The 21422-nt window shown below is 60.1% G+C and carries 16 protein-coding genes; 8 read left to right on the forward strand and 8 right to left on the reverse strand.

All coding sequences use genetic code 11. The annotated features are described in order from the left end of the window. The first annotated feature begins 185 nt into the window (after positions 1-185). Entirely contained in the window at positions 186-1901 is a 1716-nt protein-coding gene (leuA, locus tag ACXKZD_RS10255; RefSeq protein WP_488981584.1) for a 2-isopropylmalate synthase, read from the forward strand. On the opposite strand, the gene ACXKZD_RS10260 is transcribed toward leuA, so the two are convergent. Then, complete coding sequence (locus tag ACXKZD_RS10260; RefSeq protein WP_033771733.1) at positions 1822-2601, reverse strand: AraC family transcriptional regulator; 780 nt, start codon at positions 2599-2601, stop codon at positions 1822-1824. The genes leuA and ACXKZD_RS10260 overlap by 80 nt on opposite strands. Then, positions 2598-3458 (reverse strand): NAD(P)-dependent oxidoreductase, encoded by an 861-nt coding sequence (locus ACXKZD_RS10265; protein ID WP_033757580.1) that lies wholly within the window; start codon positions 3456-3458, stop codon positions 2598-2600. The genes ACXKZD_RS10260 and ACXKZD_RS10265 overlap by 4 nt, the downstream gene beginning before the upstream one ends. Before the next feature lie 194 nt (positions 3459-3652). On the opposite strand from ACXKZD_RS10265, the gene pqqU reads away from it, so the two are divergent. Beyond that, positions 3653-5776 (forward strand): TonB-dependent receptor PqqU, encoded by a 2124-nt coding sequence (pqqU, locus tag ACXKZD_RS10270; protein ID WP_488981585.1) that lies wholly within the window; start codon positions 3653-3655, stop codon positions 5774-5776. A 51-nt stretch (positions 5777-5827) separates the two neighbouring features. On the opposite strand, the gene ACXKZD_RS10275 is transcribed toward pqqU, so the two are convergent. From ACXKZD_RS10275 to ACXKZD_RS10285, 3 genes are all read right to left on the reverse strand, one after another. After that, positions 5828-6388: an isochorismatase family protein gene (locus tag ACXKZD_RS10275; RefSeq protein WP_033787919.1), complete on the reverse strand. Its 561-nt coding sequence runs from the start codon at positions 6386-6388 to the stop codon at positions 5828-5830. Between the two features lie 15 nt (positions 6389-6403). Continuing rightward, a complete protein-coding gene (locus tag ACXKZD_RS10280; RefSeq protein ID WP_010245273.1) occupies positions 6404-6829 on the reverse strand; it encodes a MarR family winged helix-turn-helix transcriptional regulator in 426 nt (141 codons plus the stop codon). A 66-nt stretch (positions 6830-6895) separates the two neighbouring features. Continuing rightward, positions 6896-7453: a helix-turn-helix domain-containing protein gene (locus ACXKZD_RS10285; RefSeq protein ID WP_045140377.1), complete on the reverse strand. Its 558-nt coding sequence runs from the start codon at positions 7451-7453 to the stop codon at positions 6896-6898. A gap of 84 nt (positions 7454-7537) precedes the next feature. Here ACXKZD_RS10285 and ACXKZD_RS10290 point away from each other — a divergent pair, with 84 nt between their 5' ends. The 4 genes from ACXKZD_RS10290 to ACXKZD_RS10305 all read left to right on the forward strand — a co-directional run bounded on the left by ACXKZD_RS10290 (position 7538) and on the right by ACXKZD_RS10305 (position 15612). Beyond that, complete coding sequence (locus ACXKZD_RS10290; RefSeq protein ID WP_187507596.1) at positions 7538-8749, forward strand: benzoate/H(+) symporter BenE family transporter; 1212 nt, start codon at positions 7538-7540, stop codon at positions 8747-8749. Between the two features lie 172 nt (positions 8750-8921). Continuing rightward, positions 8922-10283: an SrfA family protein gene (locus ACXKZD_RS10295; RefSeq protein WP_052272070.1), complete on the forward strand. Its 1362-nt coding sequence runs from the start codon at positions 8922-8924 to the stop codon at positions 10281-10283. A gap of 2 nt (positions 10284-10285) precedes the next feature. Then, positions 10286-13249, forward strand: coding sequence for a virulence factor SrfB (locus tag ACXKZD_RS10300; protein ID WP_062757599.1), 2964 nt, complete (start codon positions 10286-10288; stop codon positions 13247-13249). Further along, complete coding sequence (locus ACXKZD_RS10305) at positions 13246-15612, forward strand: virulence factor SrfC family protein (RefSeq protein ID WP_488981586.1); 2367 nt, start codon at positions 13246-13248, stop codon at positions 15610-15612. Before ACXKZD_RS10300 ends, ACXKZD_RS10305 begins: the two co-directional genes overlap by 4 nt. Here the strand turns inward: ACXKZD_RS10305 and ACXKZD_RS10310 are convergent. The 3 genes from ACXKZD_RS10310 to ACXKZD_RS10320 form a co-directional block, all read right to left on the reverse strand. Beyond that, complete coding sequence (locus ACXKZD_RS10310) at positions 15609-15872, reverse strand: barstar family protein (RefSeq protein WP_010670099.1); 264 nt, start codon at positions 15870-15872, stop codon at positions 15609-15611. The genes ACXKZD_RS10305 and ACXKZD_RS10310 overlap by 4 nt on opposite strands. A gap of 2 nt (positions 15873-15874) precedes the next feature. Further along, a complete protein-coding gene (locus ACXKZD_RS10315; RefSeq protein ID WP_033757565.1) occupies positions 15875-16309 on the reverse strand; it encodes a ribonuclease domain-containing protein in 435 nt (144 codons plus the stop codon). An 86-nt stretch (positions 16310-16395) separates the two neighbouring features. Further along, a complete protein-coding gene (locus tag ACXKZD_RS10320; RefSeq protein WP_009090299.1) occupies positions 16396-16737 on the reverse strand; it encodes a helix-turn-helix domain-containing protein in 342 nt (113 codons plus the stop codon). Positions 16738-17039: 302 nt separating this feature from the next. Here ACXKZD_RS10320 and ACXKZD_RS10325 point away from each other — a divergent pair, with 302 nt between their 5' ends. After that, the gene (locus ACXKZD_RS10325; RefSeq protein ID WP_022625698.1) at positions 17040-18194 is read left to right on the forward strand and encodes an efflux RND transporter periplasmic adaptor subunit; all 1155 of its coding nucleotides are present in this window, start codon (positions 17040-17042) and stop codon (positions 18192-18194) included. A gap of 12 nt (positions 18195-18206) precedes the next feature. Further along, a complete protein-coding gene (oqxB, locus tag ACXKZD_RS10330; RefSeq protein ID WP_010670097.1) occupies positions 18207-21359 on the forward strand; it encodes a multidrug efflux RND transporter permease subunit OqxB in 3153 nt (1050 codons plus the stop codon). Positions 21360-21422 lie beyond the last annotated feature (63 nt).

Below are 21422 nucleotides of genomic sequence, written 5' to 3' on the forward strand. Positions count from 1 at the left end.
ATGCTAACCCTGCCCGGCGGATTCACCAAACCAGAGCGCACGCAGGGCCATGCAGGTCATGCTGGTCATGCAGGTCATGCAGGTCATGCTGGGTATTGTCACTTTTGCGCGTCAGGTTGTCAGCCCTGCGCGCGCGGACCCGGAGGCGTGTCGGCAGACTGGTAAAAAAACCACAGGAGACTCCTATGCTGACCCGACCCGCTGATAAATATCGTCCCTCCCCGCTGATCACCCTGCCCGATCGCCAGTGGCCCTCACGCCAGCTGACCCAGGCGCCACGCTGGCTCTCCACCGATTTGCGTGACGGCAATCAGGCGCTGGCAGAACCGATGGATCGGGAACGCAAAATGGCCTTCTGGGATCTGCTGCTGCGCTGCGGGTTCCGGGAGATCGAGGTCGCCTTTCCCTCGGCGTCGCAGACGGATTTCGATTTCGTCCGCGACCTGATTGAGCAGCAGCGTATCCCGGAGGATGTGACGTTACAGGTACTGACTCAGGCGCGGGAGGACCTGATTTCCCGCACGTTTGTGGCGCTGCAGGGTGTGCCGCGAGCCATCGTACATCTCTATAACGCCACCGCGCCGCTGTTTCGTGAGCGGGTATTTAAACAGAGCAAAGCAGAAATCGTGGCGCTGGCCACCGCTGGTGCACGGCAGATCCGCGCCGAATGCGAGGCGCAGCCGGAAACCCACTGGACCTTTGAATATTCGCCAGAGACCTTCTGCTTTACCGAGCCGGAGTTTGTGCTGGAGATCTGCGAGGCGGTAGCCGATGTCTGGCAACCGGACGCGCAGCGCCCGATGATCATTAACCTTCCCGCCACGGTGGAGGTGAACACCCCTAACGTTTATGCCGATCAGATTGAGTTTTTCTGCCGTCACTTCAGCCGCCGTGATGCCGTCTGCATCAGCGTGCATCCGCACAACGATCGCGGCACCGGCGTCGCCTGCGCAGAACTGGCGCTGCTGGCGGGCGCTGACCGGGTCGAGGGCTGTCTGTTTGGTAACGGTGAACGCACCGGCAATGTGGACCTGGTGACGCTGGCGCTGAATCTCTATACCCAGGGCGTTTCGCCCCAGCTCGATTTCAGCCAGATGCATGAGGTAATTGAAGTGGTAACCCGCTGCAACCAGCTGCCGGTTCATCCGCGCCATCCCTATGCGGGCGAGCTGGTCTTCACCGCCTTCTCCGGTTCTCATCAGGATGCGATTAAAAAAGGGTTCGCCATCCGCGCCGAACAGCAGGAAACAGAGTGGCAGATGCCTTACCTGCCGCTGGACCCGGCCGACATTGGCTGCAGCTATGAGGCGGTTATCCGCGTTAACAGCCAGTCGGGAAAAAGCGGGGCCGCCTGGCTGCTGGAGCAGAATCACGGGTTACAAATGCCGCGAGCGCTGCAGCAGGATTTCAGCCGCTGTGTACAGCATGAGACTGACCGGCACGGCGGAGAGATGACGCACTACGCGCTGTGGCAGCTCTTCTGCCGCCAGTATGGCGTCACGCAGCCCGCGGTGGCATTACAGCGGGCTGACAGCCAGAGTGACAGCGGCGGGCAGACGCAGATTAGCGCCAGCGTGGTCTATCAGATGCAATCGCTGACGCTGACCGGCAGCGGCAACGGCTGGCTGTCGGCGGCGGTCAATGCCCTGCGCAGCGCGTTTGATCTGCATCTGACCATTGAGGACTATCACGAGCATACGCTGGGACGACGCAGTGACAGCCGCTCGGTGGCCTATATCAGCTGCGTGGATGCCCGTGGCGCGCGAGCCTGGGGAGTGAGTATCGACAATGACACCGCCCGCGCCGCCCTGCAGGCGCTGCTCAGCGCGGCAGGCCAGTTTCTGCAGGCGGAAAATAGTCAGTCGGAGAGACGCCCAGCAGACGACGAAACATCGCACTAAACGCGCTGGGGCTTTCATAGCCCAGTTCCAGCGCCACCCGCAGCACGGAGTCGCCCTGAGCCAGTCGCGTCAGGGCGATAGCCAGTCGGGCACGCCGCACCCAGTCGCTGAACTGCAGGCCGGTTTCGCGCATAAAATGGCGGGCCAGAGTGCGGCCCGAGACATTCAGGTAGGCGCTGGCGCGCAGCAGCGTCCAGCTCTCACCGGGCGTCTGCTGAATCAGCTCGCACAGCGCCTGTAAACGGGGGCTGTCGGGCGTCGGCAGCGCAAAGGGCAGCACGTCCATGCCGCGGATTTCATCCAGAATCAACTCCATCACCCGCTCGGCCCGACTGCCTGCGGCGTAACGCTCTGGCAGGCTCAGCGCCGTGACAATCAGTTCGCGCAGCAGCGGTGAGATTTGCACCACCTGACAACTGGCGGGCAGATCGGCGCGCGCCAGCGGATCGATAAACAGCGTGCGCGCCGCCACACTGCCGGTAATCTGCAGCGCATGACGGGTAAATGCGGGCAGCCAGACGCCGCGACTCGGCGGCACAATCCAGCTGCCATACTCCGTCTCTACCCGTACCACGCCGCTCAGGGTGTGGATCAGCTGGGCACAGGCGTGCTGGTGCCAGGGTTCGCTGGCACCGTGCAGATAATCGTGCGCCAGCGGCACCAGCGGACGCGTGCTGAAGTCAAAATGCTGCTGACTCATTGCGCCTTCAGGTAGCGGTAGATCACCGCCAGATCCTCTTCACCGTGTCCGGCCTCCACCGCCTGCTGCCAGAGCTGGGCGATATTCTCCAGCGCCGGCAGTGGCGTCTCTGCGGCATCCAGCGCCAGGCGGGCATCTTTCAGCGCCCAGACCAGATGCATCTGAGGCGTGAAGTCGTCGCTGGCGATCATCCCGAGCTTCATTTTCGCATACGGTGCGGCCAGCGGACCGCCCTCCAGCACCTGCCAGAGATCGTCGGTGGAAAAGCCGAACTGCTCTGCCAGCCGGGTACTCTCCGCCAGGCTTTGCATCATGCCAATCAGCCAGCTGTTGATCACCAGCTTCATCCGGGTGCTTTTTCCCGCCTCGCCCAGCCACTGAGTGCCTTTACTGATGGCAGCAAATACCGCTTCTGCGGCCTGCGCCCGGCTCTGATCGCCGCTGGCCAGCACCAGAATCTGCGCATTCTCTGCTGGTGCTTTGGTGCCGGAGACTGGCGCATCGATCAGTAACAAATCGGGGCGTTTTTCTGCGAAAAAGGCGATCAGCGCGTCGGTTTTTTCTACGCCGATGGTGCCCATCTGGCAGAGCGTCGCGCCCTGCTTAAACGCCTCTTTGACCTGATGCAGCACCTGCTCAGTGGTGTCGCCATCAGACAGCATGGCGATCACGACATCTGCTTCACGCACCGCCTCGGCTGGCGAGTCAGCCAGCTGTAAACCCGCATCCAGCAGATCTTCGCCGCGCGCGCGGGTGCGGTTCCAGCCATGAACGCGAAAGCCTTTTTTCAGCAGGTTTGCGGCAAATGCGTGCCCCATTGCGCCTAATCCCAGAACCGCCACTTCAGGTTGTTTCATGCTGACTCCCGTGAGTTTTTTGTCTGCATCCGGGTGAATCGGACGCCTGATCACTGCAAAAGATGGATTCCAGCCTGGCGGTAAACAGAGAAAAAATCCAGCCCGAAACGATGTACCCCAGCGCATCAAACCCTTACCATATGCGGAAATTGTTCCACCTGGTTCATATCCTCTCTTTTTTCAGGCCACATATAATGAAAATAATCTCTCTGCGCCAGGCGACGCTGTTGATGTTGCCTGCCATTTTGCCGCTGCCGCTGCTGGCGGCGGCGGATAATGACAATACCCTGGTCGTCACGGCGGCACCGCCGGAAACGGGCCTTAACGAACTCGATACGCCTGCGGCCCTGAGCGTGGTCAGTGGCGACGATATGCGCCAGGCAGCACCGCGCGTTAACCTGTCGGAAAACCTCAGCAGCGTGCCGGGTCTGCAGATCCAGAACAGGCAAAATTACGCACAGGACCTGCAGCTGTCGATGCGTGGCTTTGGCTCCCGCTCAACCTACGGCGTACGCGGGCTGCGCATCTATGTGGACGGCATCCCGGCCACCATGCCGGATGGTCAGGCGCAGACCTCCAATATCGATATCGGCTCAATTGATCATGTTGAGGTGCTGCGCGGCCCGTTCTCTGCGCTTTATGGCAACGCTTCGGGTGGCGTGATCAATGTCACCACTCAGCAGGGTCAGCAGCCGACCACGCTTGAAGCCAGCAGCTGGTATGGCAGTTACGGCAGCTGGCGCAACAGCGTGAAAGCCAGCGGTGCGACCGGTGACGGCAGCCATGCCGGGGATGTTAACTACACCATCTCCGCCTCACGCTTCACCACTCACGGCTATCGTGATCACAGCGCTGCGCAGAAGAACCTTGGCAACGCCCGACTGGGCGTGCGTATTGATGATGTCAGCACCCTGACGCTGCTGTTTAACAGCGTTCACATTGACGCGCAGGATCCCGGCGGCTTAACCGAGACGCAGTGGCGTGAGAATCCACGTCAGGTGGTCAGCAACGTCCCGCTTTATAACACCCGTAAGACTGTCGATCAGACTCAGGGCGGCCTGCGTTATCAGCGCCAGATGAGTGAAAATGACGACCTCAGCGTGATGCTCTATGCGGGCATGCGCGAAACTACCCAGTTCCAGTCGATCCCCGCAGCCGTGCAGCGCAACCCGTCTCATCCCGGTGGCGTGATCGCCCTGACCCGCCACTATCAGGGCGTCGATACCCGCTGGACCCATCGCGACACGCTGCTGTCTATTCCGGTGGCGCTGACCGGCGGACTCGACTACGAAACCATGACCGAGCGCCGCAAGGGCTATGAAAACTTCACGGTCAGCAACGGGGTGACGCAACTGGGCGAACAGGGCAATCTTCGCCGCAACGAGCGCAACCTGATGTGGACGCTCGATCCCTATCTGCAGACCGCCTGGCAACTGACCGATAAGCTGTCGCTGGATGCGGGTGTGCGGTTCAGCACCGTTAACTTTGACTCTAATGACTTCTATATTCAGCTTGGTAACGGCGACGACAGCGGTGATGCGCGCTATCACAAATGGCTGCCCGCTGCGGCACTGAAGTATGCCTTTGACCCAGGCTGGAACGCGTGGATCTCCGCCGGTCGCGGCTTTGAAACCCCGACCATTAATGAGCTCTCTTACCGTTCAGACGGCGCGACCGGTCTGAATCTGGGGCTGAAACCGGCCACCAGCGATACGCTGGAGATTGGTAGTAAGAAACGCATCGGCAATGGCCTGATCAGCGCGGCGCTGTTCCAGACCGATACCCAGGATGAGATTGTGGCGGATGCCAGCAGTGGCGGACGCACTACCTATAAAAATGCCGGTCAGACCCGCCGTCGTGGTCTGGAGTTAAGCCTGGATCAGCAGTTTGCCTGGGACTGGCGGCTGAAGATGGCCTACACCCTGCTGGATGCGCGCTATCGCACTAACGCCTGCGGCAGCGACAGCTGTGACGGCAACCGCATTCCTGGTATTGCCCGTAACATGGCTTACGCCGGACTCGGTTATCTGCCGGAACAGGGCTTTTATGCAGGCAGTGAGGTGCGTTATCTGAGCCAGATCGCCGCTGAAGATCAGAATAGCGTGAACACCCCGTCCTACACCGTGGCAGCAGTAAACAGTGGCTATAAGTGGCTGGTTGAGAACTGGACGCTGGATCTGTTTGGCCGGGTCGATAACCTGTTTGATCGGCACTATGTGGGTTCAGTGATTGTGAATGAGAGTAATGGACGCTACTTCGAATCTGCGCCGGGCCGCAATTACAGCGTCGGTTTAACGCTGGGTTACGCCTTCCGCTAAAACAATTCGGGCCACCGTCGCGGTGGCCCGGATATTACCTTCACACGCCAATCATTCGCGCGAATTCAGCTGCGCCTTAATATCCTCACAGCTGCCGGTTTCACCCAGGCGCGGGAAGATCAGGTTCACGCTATTGTTGTGCGTATCGAGGTTGAGATCGGTCATCGCATCGGTCGCCAGCGTGACGTTGTAACCCAGCTCATACGCCTGTCGTGCGGTGGATTCCACGCCGATACTGGTCGCGATACCACAAATCACTACCTGAGTAATGCCGCGCTTTTGCAGCTCATCGTGCAACGCCGTGGCGTGAAACGCACCCCAGGTTTTCTTGGTGACCGTAAGGTCATTTTGCTGTGGGGTCATCGCCGGAACCAGCGTGGCCCAGTCGGCGGGCAATTCGCCGCTGTGACGTGCCTGCTCATTGCGGCCCGGCGCCCCACCAGCCACGTTAACCAGCACAACCGGCAGATCGTGCGCGCGAAACGCCTCAGCCAGTCCGGCACAGCGTTCGATCACCGGCTGCGGTTCATGAACCAGCGGCAGCGCCACAATGCCATGTTGCAGGTCGATAACAATCAGCGCAGTTTTTGCATCCAGTGTGGTTACAGCCATGTTGAATCCTCAGATTTAATAGTCAGTGAGTCGTTGCAGCAGAGGGAGAACGTCGGTCAGTTGCTGCTGTTCTGCCGGACTCAGTCGCGCTTCCAGCGTCCGGACCAGCCAGTCATCGCGCATCGCGCGACTCGACGTAATCACCGCCAGGCTGGACGTCGTGGGAAGATAGCGGGTTTTACGGCCATCATGGGGATCCGGCTCGCCCGTCACCAGTTCCGCCGCCAGTAACCCGGCGACGGTCGCGCCCATTGACTGGGTGCGTACGCCCTCGGCCGCCGCCAGTTGCGTTACCGTCATCGCCCCATCGCGAACCAGATGACCCAGCACCGCGACCTGCGACCAGGTCAATTCACCAGGCGGCGCTGACTCGCGCAACCGGCGGCCCAGCTTGCCCACCAGCATACGCAGCATTGCAGCGGATTCAGTCAGATCGCTCATTACCCGTCTCCATCGATAAGCGAAAGTATAAAGATACGAAGGTAAACTGTGTAGTTTGCTCAGGTATCAATTTGTAACGTCCGGGCGCTGCAGATAGTGGATCAGACTGTGGAAGCGCAGCGGCGTGCTGAGCGGGTTACGGTAGCTGTGCAGCACATCGGCCCTGAACTGGAACGCCTCCCCGGCGAGCAGACGTCGCCAGAGGTCACCGACGCCCAGCAATAGTTCGCCCTCGATGATCACCACCTGCTCCACACAGCCCGCTTCATGGGGCGAAGAATGACTCTGCGCGCCCGCTGCCAGCTCCACCGCCAGCAGATCAAAACGCAGTTGCGGATCGTAAGGCAGCAGCGACCGTACCGACATGTCGGCATTGGGCTGACTGAATCCAGGCGCGGCGCCTGAAGGCAGTACGCTGCCGTCGATAAAAAAGGAAAAAGGAACGTTGAAACCGGTGGCAATCTTCCACAGCGTCGCCACGGTGGGACTCGATTCGCCGCGCTCAATCTGGCCCAGCATCGCTTTACTGACGCCGGTTCGCTCCGCCGTCAGCGTCAGGCTCCAGCCATTGGCCTGCCGCAACTGTCTGAGCGCGCTGCTCAGGTGTTGCTGAAAATCCGCCATTTTTTCTCCTGCTTTCTCGTCATCCTGGTGAGTGACGTTATGGTAATAGTGTAACACTTGTGCGTTATAGCGCATCATGCGACCATGTGCGCTATAACGCACAACCTCATAAAGAGTCTGACCATGACGAGAGCGGAACCTCCCCGTTTTACCCTGCCGATGCTGGTCTCCGGCTTCGTGGCTGTGCTGGTGGGATACAGCAGCAGCGGCGCAATTATCTATCAGATGTTTCAGGCGGCGGGCGCCACGCCCGCGCAGATTGGCGGCTGGCTGTCGGTGCTGGGCATTGCGCAGGGGATCGCCTCGCTGGGCCTGTCACTGCGCTACCGCATGCCGGTGCTGGCTGCCTGGTCAACGCCCGGCGCCGCGCTGCTGGCGACCAGTTTTCACGGCGTTTCGCTGAATGAGGCGATAGGCGTCTTTGTTTTCGCCAACCTGCTGATCGTATTGTGCGGCGTCACCGGCCTGTTTGCCCGGCTGATGAACTACATTCCTGCCTCGCTGGCAGCGGCGATGCTGGCAGGTATTCTGCTGCGCTTCGGGCTGCAGACCTTTGCCGATTTGCAAAGTAACTTTGTACTGTGCGGCAGCATGTGCCTGGCCTGGCTGCTGGCCCGTCGCTGGCTGGCCCGCTATGCAATTCTGGTCACGCTGCTGGTGGGTGTTGCCGTCGCGCTGGCACAGCACGCCATCCACTTTCCGCCGCAGCCGATTAGGCTGGCAATGCCGGAAGTCGTGATGCCGCACTTTACGCTCACCACGCTGCTGGGGATCGGCGTGCCCTATTTCCTGGTGACGATGGCGTCGCAGAACGCCCCCGGCATCGCCACGCTACAGGCGCACGGCTACCGTCCACCCGTCTCTTCACTGATGAGCTGGACCGGATTAATTGCGCTGCTGCTGTCGCCATTAGGGGGTTTTTCGGTCTGCGTGGCGGCGATTACGGCGGCCATCTGCATGAGCGATGAGGTCGACCCAAATCCTCAGCAACGCTGGCGCGCGGCGGCGCTGGCGGGGATCTTCTATCTGCTGGCGGGCGCGTCCGGTGCGCTGATCGCCGTGCTGTTCAGTGCCCTGCCTGTGGTGCTGATTGAGGCGCTGGCGGGTCTGGCTCTCCTTGCCACGCTGGGTGGCAGCCTCCACCGCGCACTGGATCTGCCTGCCGAACGCGACAGCGCGCTGATCACCTTTCTGATCACCGCATCCGGCGTTTCGCTGCTGGGCATTGGTCCGGCCTTCTGGGGACTGGCGGGCGGCGTCATCGCCCACCTGCTGCTGGTGCGCAAATCCGGCTGATTGCGTCATACTCTCTGAAATAGCGGTGATTTTTCCGTCAGCCGGTGAAAAAAACAGTGGATTTACCCCCTTTTTCTGCCGTTTGATTTGTCATTGCCCCGCGTAAAATCAACCCAATCGTCGATAACACGCGATTTTCTGCCTCAGACAACGACCGATAAGGGCCCAACAGGTGGCAAAAACTTTTCTGCGCAGCGGTAATTTAGATGCAGTTCTGGCGTTAGGTGAAAATGGCCAGCCGGTCTATGCCTCAGCACTGCAAATTCGTGAAACCCTGCGCCTGCGCCGTCAGAGCGCACTGGCAGATTGCCTGGCCATTCCTCAGGCCAATGAACGGGGCGATCGCCTCGACTGGTATGCCCCTTTTAGCGGCCGGGTAAAATCCTGGCTGGGTGCCAGCGATCATGAACGTCGCGCGGCGCTGCAACAGCTCACCGCCTGTCAGCAGGATATGCAGGATCTCAGTACGCGCGCGCGCGCGGCAGAGAACCCATCAATGCGGCTGTTTGGTGCGCTGCTGAGCAAAACCCTGCAATTCCCCGACCAGCAGTATGTCTATCTGGTTGATGGCAAACCGGTCATCACCTTCTGGGGCTTTGTCGATGCCCAGGCGCGCAGCCGCGATGACGCGCTGGCCTGCCTGCGTGACACGCTGGAAGAGAACCTGCCAGTGGCGCTGGTTGAACCGCTGCCTGAGCTGCCTGCCGCGCCGGTCATCGCTGAACCAGAGATAATCACTGAGCCCGAACCTGAACCTGTGGCTGAACCGCTGCCGGTTGCGGCACCCGTTGAAGCTCAGCCGGCGACGCCTGTAGCGGCTCGCCGCCGTTTCCGCGTCTGGTATCTGTTACCGCCGGTGGCGATTGCTGCTGCCGTGACGGTGGCCGTGTTGCTGCATCGTTCTGAACCCGTAAAAACACCGGTTGCCACTGCGAAGCCAGCGTCAGCCCCGGCGACGGTATCCACTCCGGCCCCTGCTGCGACTCCGGCACCGGTTGCGGCGACACCGTCTGTCACGCCACCTGCAGAGCAGGCAGCACCGGAAAAACTCCCTGAATCGCAGCCGCAGAAACCGGCCAACACAACCACCGATACCGCACCGGCAGACGCATCTGCTACCCTTGCCACAACGGTGACGGCGCCGGTTCCGGCCAAACCCGATGACCTGATCGTGACGCCGGATGCGGTGCGCGATGGCCAGGTTAGGGTGATTGATGGCCGCTGGCGTGTGACTATCGACCAGATGCCGACGCCAACCGGTAAGCCTCCAGTGATGCGCTTCCAGTTTAAAAACGGCAAAGGCAGCGTGCAGATCGCCCAGGGCAATACCACCTGTAAAGCGGATGTCAGCGCGGCCATGACCAGCGCCGGTAACCTGGTGATTGAGAGCCGCTACACGGCGAAGTGCCAGAACAATTCGCGCTACCGTATGCCGCTGCTGGTCTGCCATGCGAGTATCGGTGCCGCAGTGTGTGAAGCGCAGTATGCTGATGACCGGGTCTTCCCGATGACGATTAAGCGTGAGAGTAAATAACGATGCTGGCTCCCCTGATCGATGACAAACAAAAAATTTCGCTGATTGAAAACAGCGGCGTGCAGTTTCTGGATTTCGGCCTGCAACTCTCAGATACCCCTGCGCGCCGCCAGTTTGTGCGCCAGACCGCCAACGGCCCGCTGCTGCGCCTGAACGTCGATGGCAACAGCGGTAAGTTCCTGCTCTATCCGGAAGATGGCGGCGCTGCGGAAGTGGTGCGCCCGGAGTCTGATATCGCGCTGGCGGACTCGCTCTCTCTGCTGTCAGCCTGCTGGCTGCCGCTGCCGATGCTGCGCTGTGCCAGCGGACGTCGTTTTATCGGCGGTCCTGAAAACTGGGCGCGGATGCGTCTGGTTGCGCTGCCCGCGCCCGATGCAGCAGGCAATACCCATCGCGTCAGCCTGGCCTTTGATACCCGCTGCGTGGCGGAACAGGATGGCGGTGAACAACTCGGCCTCAGCACGGCTGATGCTCAGAACGGTGTGACCTTTGCGCTCGCCTGGCACAACTACGAGTTGGGTGATTTTCTTGACCTGACCTGGGTTGACGGCTGGCTGCGCGAATCCTTTACCGACCGCGTCTCCGATCGCCGCGAACAGGCGATTAATCAGGCGCTGCGCGAGTTTGAGTATCAGGCGCACTACCTCAATCTGCTGGAACTGCTGGGCGAACAGCTCGACCTCAGCGAGATCCATATTCAGGCCGCCACGCTGCAGACCCCGGCGGTCAATGTGGATATCATTCTGGATGTCGGTAACTCCCATACCTGCGGCATTCTGGTTGAAGATCACCCGGAAGAGAGCAACGGCCTGAAACAGACCTATGAGCTGCAGCTGCGCGATCTGTCGCAGCCGCATCAGGTTTACAACGAGCTGTTTGACAGCCGTCTGGAGTTTGCCGAGACCCGTTTTGGCAAAGCGAACTTCTCGCTGGAGAGCGGTCGTGAGCAGGCCTTTATGTGGCCTTCTCTGACGCGCGTCGGCCGTGAAGCGAGCCGTCTGGCCCTGCAGCGTGTGGGACTGGAAGGCAGCACCGGCCTCTCCAGCCCGCGCCGTTATCTGTGGGATGAGGCGCGCTATCAGCCAGGCTGGCGTTTTAACACGCCCGGCGAGCAGACTGAACCGCTGGCCTATGCCGCACCCTTTACCACCCTGCTCAACGACGAAGGCCAGCCGCTCTCGACGCTGGCACCCGACGATCGTCTGCCGGTCTTTTCTCCGCACTACAGCCGCAGTTCGCTGATGACCTTTATGCTGTGTGAGCTGCTGGCGCAGGCGCTGATGCAGATGAACAGCGCGGCACAGCGTCAGCGGATGCCACAGAGCCACGCGCCGCGTCAGCTGCGCCATGTGATCCTGACGCTGCCGTCAGCGATGCCGAAGCCGGAGCGTGAAATTTTCCGCCGCCGGATGCAGGAAGCGCTGGCGCTGGTCTGGAAAGCGGAAGGCTGGCTGGCTGACGAAGATGACCTTTCACCAGCACTGCCACGTCAGAACCCGAAACCGCTGCCGGATGTGCAGATGGAGTGGGATGAAGCGACCTGTGGTCAGATGGTCTGGCTGTTTAATGAAACCCAGGTCAACTTTGCCGGTCGCGCCGAAGACTTTTTCAGCAGCATGGCCCGTCCGGATCGCCCGCGCGATGCTGACGAACTGCCAGGCAAGAGTCTGCGCATCGCCTCGATTGATATCGGCGGCGGCACTACTGACCTCGCCATCACCCAGTATCGTCTGGATGATGGTCAGGGCAACAACGTCAAAATCACGCCGCGACTGCTGTTCCGCGAAGGCTTTAAAGTCGCGGGCGACGATATCCTGCTGGATGTGATTCAGCTGTGGATTTTACCGGCGCTGCAGCAGCATCTGCAGAAAGCGGGCCTGACGCTGGCGGAACCGCTGATGAACAAGCTGTTTGGTCACGACAGCCGCATGGACGGTCAGGCCACGCTGCGTCAGCAGATCACCTTACAACTGTTTATTCCGCTGGCGCAGGCGGTACTGGAACGCTACGAAAACTGGGATCCGCTGGAGAGCCACGCGGAGATCAACGCACTGTTTGGCGAGCTGGTCGATCAGCCGCCGGGCGAAGCGGTACTGGCCTTCGTCAACGGCGAGATTCAGCGCGAGCTGGGCGGTAACAGCCGCTTTGACCTGCTGCAGGTACCGCTGGTGGTGAGCCTGTCACAGCTGCACGGTGAATTTATGCAGCACCGGATGGCGATTATCCCGGCGCTGCGTTCAATGTGTGAAGTGGTGTCGCTCTATCAGTGTGACGTGCTGCTGCTGACCGGTCGCCCGTCGCGCTTCCCGGGCATTCAGGCGCTGGTGCGTCATCTGCAACCGCTGCCGGGCAGCCGTATACTGTCGCTGGAAGGCTATCACACCAGCGACTGGTATCCGTTTAACAAACATGGCCGCATTGACAACCCGAAATCGACCGCGGCGGTCGGCGCGATGCTCTGCCTGCTGGCGCTGGATCTGCGCCTCAGCAGCTTCTGGTTCCGCGCAGGCGATTTTGAACCCTACTCGACGATTCGCTATCTTGGCATGCTCGACGAAAACCAGGCGCTGACGGACGAGAACCTCTGCTACAGCGAAATTGACCTCGACGATCCCGGCTATGTGCTGGATAAAAAGCGCAGTTTCCGTATTCGCGGCAACGTCTGTCTCGGCTTCCGCCAGCTTGATAACGATCGCTGGCCCGCCTCGCCGCTCTATAGCCTGACGCTGAACGACGCCACCCTGGCGCGTAAAGTGGCCGGTGAGAGCGTGCTGCGCATCCGGCTGGCGGTAAAAGCCGGACCCGACGCGTCCGGCCCGGAAAGTCTGGTGCTGAGCGATGCCCGCCTGGATGATGGCACCCGCGTGCCGCTGGAGCAGTTGAGTCTTAAGCTGAATACCCTGTCGGCGACCGGCAATGCCAATGCGCAATACTGGATTGACAGCGGGAGCGTGTGTAAACGATGAAAGCCCTGAAACCCCGTCAGCCGCAAACGCTGGCAAAACGTCTTGGCCTGTTGCAGGACGCCCTGAATAACAGTCTGGCCTGGATTGAGAGCAGCCGTGAGCAGTCGCCGCGTCTGGCGCTGGAAGCAGAAACCCTGACGCTGCAACTGCGCCAGGCGCGCGTGCAGACTCAGGCGCTGGCGCAGCAGGTGGCGCGTCCGGTGACGCTGGCGCTGTTTGGCCAGTCGCAGGCGGGTAAGGCCTGGCTGCTGAACGAAATGGTGGCCGATGCACAGGGCCAGTTAGTGACCCGCATGGGTGATAAACTGCTGAACTGGTTTCAGCATATCAATCCCGGCAACCTCGATTTTGCTACCGCCACCCGTTTCAGCCATCAGCGCGAGCCACTTTCAAACGAGTGGCCGGTTGAACTGACGCTGCTGAGTGAAGCGGAGATCGTACGGCTGATGGTCGCCTGTGCCGGCGCGACAACGCCCGACACCGCACAGATCGACAGCGCACTGCAGCGCCTGCAGCGTCATCGCCTCGCCACGCCGCTGGCGGGTCTGGAAGGCGATGCGCTGGTGACACTCTGGTCCTGGTGCCGTCGCCGTGCGCACCACGATGCGCGGCTTGATCGTCATTTCTGGCCGCAGGCGGTTGAGCTGGCGCCCTGGCTCAGCGTTGACGACCGGGTACAGCTTTTTTCACTGCTGTGGCCGGGTCAGCCTGAACTGAATGAGATGCTGCGCACCCTGCTGCATCTGCGTCACCAGCTCCGTAACAGCAGCCGGGTGCTTGCTCCACTGAGCCTGCTGACCGACACATCACTGCTGCCGGCCGAGCAGCTGATTGTGCCAGCCAGTGAGCAGGATCAGCAGCAGCTGGTGGAAGTCTGCCCGCTGAATGGTAACCGCATCGGTAAGGCGCAGAACGTGCCGCTGGGATTACTGGCGCTGCTGACGCTGGAAGTGCTGGTCCCGCTGAGTTCCACACCGCGAACCGCGCTCTATGATGATGCCGATATGCTGGAACTGCCCGCGCCAGGCCAGTCCGGTGACGCGGCAACTCAGGAAGATCGTCAGCGCCTGCAGCAGCAGGATCCGCTGCGTGCCCAACTGCTGGAACAGAAACGTGCCCTGCTGCCCGGTTTTTACGCCGCGCGTCAGGCAATCGACCTGCTGCTGGTCTGTACCGCAGCCAGCCAGCGTCAGGATGCCGACCTCGCCAGCGAAACGCTGCGCGAATGGCAGCGTCAGCAGCCCGCACAGGAATCCGCAGAGAAACCGCGTCTGATCTGGGCGATTACCCCTTTCGATGCCCGCCATCAGCAGGTCAATGTGGATGAAGCGGTGCAGCGTCAGATGGGACAGCCCGGTCAGCACTGGGGATCGATGCTGGCACTGGATCGCGCGGGCGTCGACCGCATGGCGAGCTGGTTGCAGGATGAGATGCAGCCGGAAGCGCGCCGCGACATGCTGCTGGCTCAGCTGGCGCAGATTCAGCACACTGTGGTGGAGCGGCGTTTATTGCCCTGGACCGAAGCGGGTGCCAGCCCGGAACAGGCGGCACGCAAACAGAATATCGCCGATACGCTACTGAAGTGTTTACAGCATCGGACCGGCCTGCATGGCGAGCTGCTGGAACGCCTGCAGCCGCCGCGTGAGGCGCTGCGTCAGCTGTGGCTCAATCAGTCCGCCTTACAAGGCAGCAAACCGGCCAGTATTCAGGCACCGGAAAATCAGTTCGGTATCGGGTTTGAATTTGACCTGTTCAGTGAGAGCCCGGCTGAAGCGCCGGTTCAGCCGCGTCAGAGTCTGCAGAGCGCGCAGCAGTATCCGCGTCAGGTGCTGCTGCTGTGGCTGGATCATCTGCGTCAGCTGCCGGAAAACCGCAGCCTGCTGGCGTTGCTGAACGTGGATAAGCCAACGATGGAGTGGCTGGTTGAAGAGCTGATCACGGCCGGATTCCGCACCGATATCGCGCAAAAGCTGCAGCTGGCGCTTCATGAGCCCGATACGCAGAGCGTCAGCCATGAATCACGCGCGGATCGTCAGGTGACGCGGGCGATGACGGTGCTGGGGGATTTTGTGGCCTGGCTCGGCTTTTTACAGCGTCCTGAAAATGAACGCCCTTCCAGCCGCGTTAACCGGGGTCAGGTGATTTTCTCGCGTCCTCCGGCTCCCAGCGTCAGCTTCAGTTCCGGTCAGCGTCTGACCAGACTCTCTGCCGCCCCGGCCAACCACACGGCCTACTATATCTACGACTGGCTGGTGGGGCTGAACCAGGTCATCATTGAGAACAATGGTTACACTGGCGGCGGCGATCTGCCACTGGCAGCACGCGAAGCGCTGGTTGCGCTGCTCAAGCCGCTACGCGCTTAATCAATGATCAGGCGCAGTTCGCCCTCCAGCGACTGCGCCGCCTCTTCCAGCAGCGCCAGCACCGGCGCTAAATCGGCCTGATGCGCGGCATAGTGCTGCAACCACATTGTCGCAGGCAGCGCCATCCCGCCCGTCAGCCAGTCCCATAACGCATCCAGATTATGTCCGAAGGTCTGCGGACAGCCGCTCTGCTCAGCAAACTGCTGATAAAACGCCGCGCGCGTGGTGAGCTGACGCAGGTCAAAGGTCAGATTAAGCATGATCAGGGCACCTGCCTGAAACTGCGGTAGTGATCGGTGGAGAGAAACACCAGCCCGTCAGAGGAGTAAACCAGGCGATCGGCGTCGCGATGCCCGCAGCGATAATTCACATCCGCTTCATACCACTGACGGCCCGCACGCGCGGGCAGACGCTTTTCACGGTTCGTAAAGCGATCGCCGCCAATGGCTTTGCCTGGCAACACGTCACACAGGTTGCCTTTGGCCGGATTCCAGCCACGCTTGCGCGCGTCGTTTTTGGTGAGGTAGTAGTCCGGCAGTTGCTGATGCTGCAGCACCCAGCGCGCCACGGTATGGGCGTCAGTCAGGGTGGCGATATCCGCCTGGGCAGGGGCTGAAACGGAATTCAGATAGGGTTTAAGGCCGTAGAAACCGGCCGCGAGGACGAGAAAAAGTCCAATCCAGAGTTTTTTTGACATGATGGCATCCGTGACGACAGGACGCAGATGATACCAGTTTTGCGCGCAGAGAAAAGCGCGGGCCAGACAAGCTGGCCCTGGCGAGGTTATGCTGCGTGCGAATCCCCGCTGTGCCGACGCCATGCACCCGGCGCGACGCCATACTGGCGTTTGAAGCTGCGGTTAAAGGATTGCTGGGAGTCGAAACCTAACGATATCGCCACATTGAGAATCGGTTCATCAGTGCTGGTCAGGCGGTCGGCTGATTTCTTCAGCTTCTTAACCCGGATGTATTCACCCAGTGGATAACCGGTGTGCTCTTTAAACATGCGCTGCAGGTGCCATTTGGAGTAGCCCGCGCGCTCTGAAACGGTATCCAGATCCAGACGTGCTTCGATGTTGTTATCAATCCAGTCGATTAAATCGTGAATAAAAGCATCACTCATCATTCCAGTCTCTCCTGTCGCCGTGGCGAAAAGTATTAGTATCAGTTGCAGTTACACTTAAGGGTGGCTGACTATGCCATTTAATGCAAGTTTTATTAGTACATTAAATGCCGCACTATTTGTGTGGTTTTAGCTAAGTTGTTCAGGCTTTCATCGCCCTGCCCTAAACCGCACATAAAGTGTATCTGTTATTCTTGCAGTTGCCAGCCACGCAAGCCTACACTCACCGCGATTAATTGCAATCTTAAAAGTTGCAAATATTGGCCTGCAGGCCGCCTGTTTATATCTATCGCGGAATAACAACAATGATTACGAACCGGGTTCGTCAGGGTTTAACCCTCTTAGGGATGGTACTGCTCATCACGCAACTGAGCGGATGCGATAAAGGTGTGGCGCAAAACGCCGCTCCCCCGCCGCCTGAAGTGAGTGCCGCACCCGTGCTGATCAAACCGGTCAGTCAATGGGATAATTTCAATGGCCGGGTTGAAGCGGTACAGAGCGTGCAGTTGCGTCCGCGCGTCTCTGGCTACATTGATGCCGTTAACTATCGAGAAGGCGATGAGGTCAGAAAAGGTCAGGTACTGTTTACCATTGATGACCGGAGTTACCGCGCGGCGCTGGAGCAGGCCAAAGCGGAACTGGCCCGGGCGCGCAGTCAGGCGAGTCTGGCCCGCAGCGAATCGGGCCGCAGCGAGAAGCTGATCGGCACGCAGGCGATTTCCCGCGAAGCGTGGGAGCAGCGTCGTTCTGCCGCCAGTCAGGCGCAGGCGGATGTGCTGGCCGCAGAGGCCGCGGTCGATATGGCGCAGCTGAACCTCGACTTCACCCGCGTCACCGCGCCGATTGATGGCCGCGCCAGCCGGGCGATGATCACCGCCGGTAACCTGGTAACCGCCGGCGACAGCGCCAGTGTGTTAACCACGCTGGTGTCGCAGCAGCAGATGTATGTCTATTTCGATGTCGATGAGAACACCTTCCTGAACTATCAGGCGATGGCGCGTCAGGGCCAGCAGCGCCATGCGCTGCCGGTTGAGATTGCGCTGGTCGGCGAACAGGGTTTCCCGCACCAGGGCAAAATTGACTTCCTGGATAACCAGCTGACCGCCAGCACCGGCACCATTCGTATGCGCGCCCTGCTCGACAATCAACAGCGTCAGTTTACGCCTGGCCTGTTTGCCCGCGTGCGTCTGCCCGGCAGCGCACAGTTCGAGGCGGTGCTGATCGATGATAAGGCGGTATTGACCGACCAGGATCGCAAATATGTCTACGTGGTGGATGGCGAAGGTAAAGCGCAGCGGCGCGATATCCAGCCTGGCGCGATGGTGGATGGTTTGCGCATCGTTAAATCGGGTCTGCAATCCGGCGACAAGGTCATCATCGCCGGTCTGCAAAAAGTATTTATGCCCGGCATGCCGGTCACTGCTCAGCCGGTCGCCATGCGTGCGGCAGTCGCTCAATAACCCGAGGCCGCTATGGACTTTTCCCGCTTTTTTATCGACCGGCCTATTTTTGCTGCGGTGCTGTCGATCCTGATTTTTGTGACCGGGGTGATTGCCATCCCGCTGCTGCCAGTCAGTGAATATCCCGACGTGGTGCCACCCAGTGTACAGGTGCGCGCCGAGTATCCAGGCGCTAACCCGAAAGTGATTGCGGATTCCGTGGCGACGCCGCTGGAAGAGGCAATCAACGGTGTCGAAAACATGATGTACATGAAGTCAGTGGCCGGTTCTGACGGCGTGCTGGTGACCACCGTCACCTTCCGTCCAGGCACCGATCCTGATCAGGCGCAGGTACAGGTGCAGAACCGCGTAGCGCAGGCGGAAGCCCGTCTGCCGGAAGATGTGCGTCGGCTGGGGATCACCACCCAGAAGATGTCGCCGACCCTGACGCTGGTCGTCCACATGTTCTCACCGAACAATACCTACGATTCGCTCTACCTGCGTAACTACGCCACTCTCAAGGTGAAAGATGAGCTCGCCCGGCTGCCGGGTGTCGGTCAGATTCAGATTTTCGGCGCAGGCGAGTATGCGATGCGCGTCTGGCTTGATCCTAATAAAGTGGCGGCGCGTGGTCTGACCGCCTCTGACGTGGTAACGGCGATGCAGGAGCAGAACGTGCAGGTCTCTGCCGGTCAGCTGGGTGCCGAGCCGCTGAAAAAACAGAGCGATTTTCTGCTGTCAATCAACACCCAGGGACGACTGGAGAGCGAGCAACAGTTTGGCGATATCATCCTGAAAACCTCGGAAGATGGTTCGCTGGTGCGGCTGCGTGACGTGGCGCGGATTGAGATGGGCTCGGGAAGCTATGCCCTGCGCTCGCAGCTGAATAACAAAGATGCGGTCGGTATCGGCATCTTCCAGGCGCCTGGCGCCAACGCCATCGACCTCTCCAATGCGGTTCGCGCCAAAATGGATGAGCTGGCGACCCGCTTCCCCAATGACGTGAAATGGGCCGCGCCTTACGATCCGACGGTATTTGTCCGCGACTCGATTAAAGCCGTGGTGCAGACCCTGCTGGAAGCGGTCATTCTGGTCGTGCTGGTGGTGATTCTGTTCCTGCAGACCTGGCGCGCCTCAATCATTCCCCTGCTGGCGGTGCCGGTTTCGATAGTCGGTACCTTTAGCGTGCTCTATCTGCTTGGCTTCTCGCTGAATACGCTGAGCCTGTTCGGGCTGGTGCTGGCGATTGGTATCGTGGTGGATGACGCCATTGTGGTGGTGGAGAACGTCGAACGTAACATTGAGATGGGGCTGTCGCCGCGCGCCGCTGCGCATCAGGCGATGCGTGAGGTCTCCGGGCCGATCATCGCCATTGCGCTGGTGCTGTGCGCGGTGTTTGTGCCGATGGCGTTTCTCTCTGGCGTCACCGGGCAGTTCTACAAGCAGTTCGCCACTACCATTGCCATCTCTACAGTGATCTCTGCTATTAACTCGCTGACGCTCTCGCCTGCGCTGGCGGCGATGCTGCTGAAAGATCATCACGCGCCGAAAGACCGGCTGACGCGGATCATTGATGCGCTGTTTGGCTGGCTATTCCGGCCGTTTAACCGCTTCTTCCAGCGCAGTGCCCATGGTTATGAATCGCTGGTGGGCCGTACGCTGCGTCGCCGTGGCGCCGTGTTTGGCGTCTATATTCTGCTGCTGGCGGGTGCCGGATTTATGTTCCACACCGTTCCAGGTGGATTTATTCCGACGCAGGATAAGCTCTACCTGATTGGTGGCGTGAAGATGCCGGAAGGTTCCTCTCTGGCGCGCACGGATGCTGTGATTCGTAAGATGAGCGAAATCGGTATGCAGACCGAAGGCGTCGCCTATGCGGTAGCATTCCCTGGCCTGAATGCATTGCAGTTCACCAATACGCCGAACAGCGGCACGGTGTTCTTCGGTCTTAAGCCGTTTAATGAGCGCAAACATACGGCGGCGGAGATCAACGCTGAGATCAATGCGAAGATCGCTCAAATCCAGCAGGGCTTTGGCTTCTCGATTATGCCACCGCCGATTCTGGGGCTGGGCCAGGGCTCGGGCTATTCGCTCTATGTGCAGGACCGGGCGGGTCTGGGTTATGGCGCACTGCAGACGGCGATTAATACGCTGTCAGGCAGCATCATGCAGACGCCAGGGATGCACTTCCCCATCTCCTCTTATCAGGCCAACGTTCCGCAGCTTGATGTGAAGGTAGACCGGGATAAAGCCAAAGCGCAGGGAGTATCGCTGACCGCGCTGTTCAGCACGCTCCAGACCTATCTCGGCTCGTCGTATGTGAATGACTTTAACCGCTTTGGCCGCACCTGGCGGGTGATGGCGCAGGCTGACGGGGATTTCCGCGACAGCATCGAAGATATCGCTAACCTGCGGACCCGAAACGATCGCGGTGAGATGGTGCCGATTGGCAGCATGGTCAACATTACCACCACCTACGGTCCCGACCCGGTGATCCGCTATAACGGCTATCCGGCGGCGGATTTGATTGGTGATGCCGACCCACGCGTGCTCTCCTCGGCGCAGGCGATGAGTCAGCTCGAAGCGATGTCCGGTCAGCTATTGCCAAACGGCATGAACATCGAGTGGACCGATCTGAGTTATCAGCAGTCAACGCAGGGCAATACCGCGCTGATTGTCTTCCCGATGGCCGTGTTGCTGGCGTTCCTGGTACTGGCCGCGCTGTATGAGAGCTGGACGCTGCCGCTGGCAGTGATCCTGATTGTGCCGATGACCATGCTCTCTGCGCTGTTTGGCGTCTGGCTGACCGGCGGTGACAACAACGTCTTCGTGCAGGTCGGACTGGTGGTGCTGATGGGGCTGGCCTGTAAGAACGCGATTCTGATCGTCGAGTTTGCGCGGGAGCTGGAGATTCAGGGCAAAGGGATTGTGGAAGCGGCGCTGGAAGCGTGTCGCCTGCGTCTGCGTCCGATTGTGATGACCTCCATCGCCTTTATCGCCGGTACAATACCGTTGATTCTGGGTGAAGGCGCGGGTGCAGAGGTGCGCGGCGTTACCGGTATTACGGTCTTCTCCGGCATGCTCGGCGTGACGCTTTTCGGCCTGTTCCTGACGCCGGTGTTCTACGTGGCCCTGCGCAAGCTGGTGACGCGCCGGTCAGGTAGTGCATCGTCCGTGACGGCGTAAACCGTAAAAGTTAAAAGGGGCGACCATATGATCGCCCCTTTTTTTGCCTGTAATTCACTGATT

Source organism: Pantoea sp. ABR1s, from assembly GCF_057812235.1.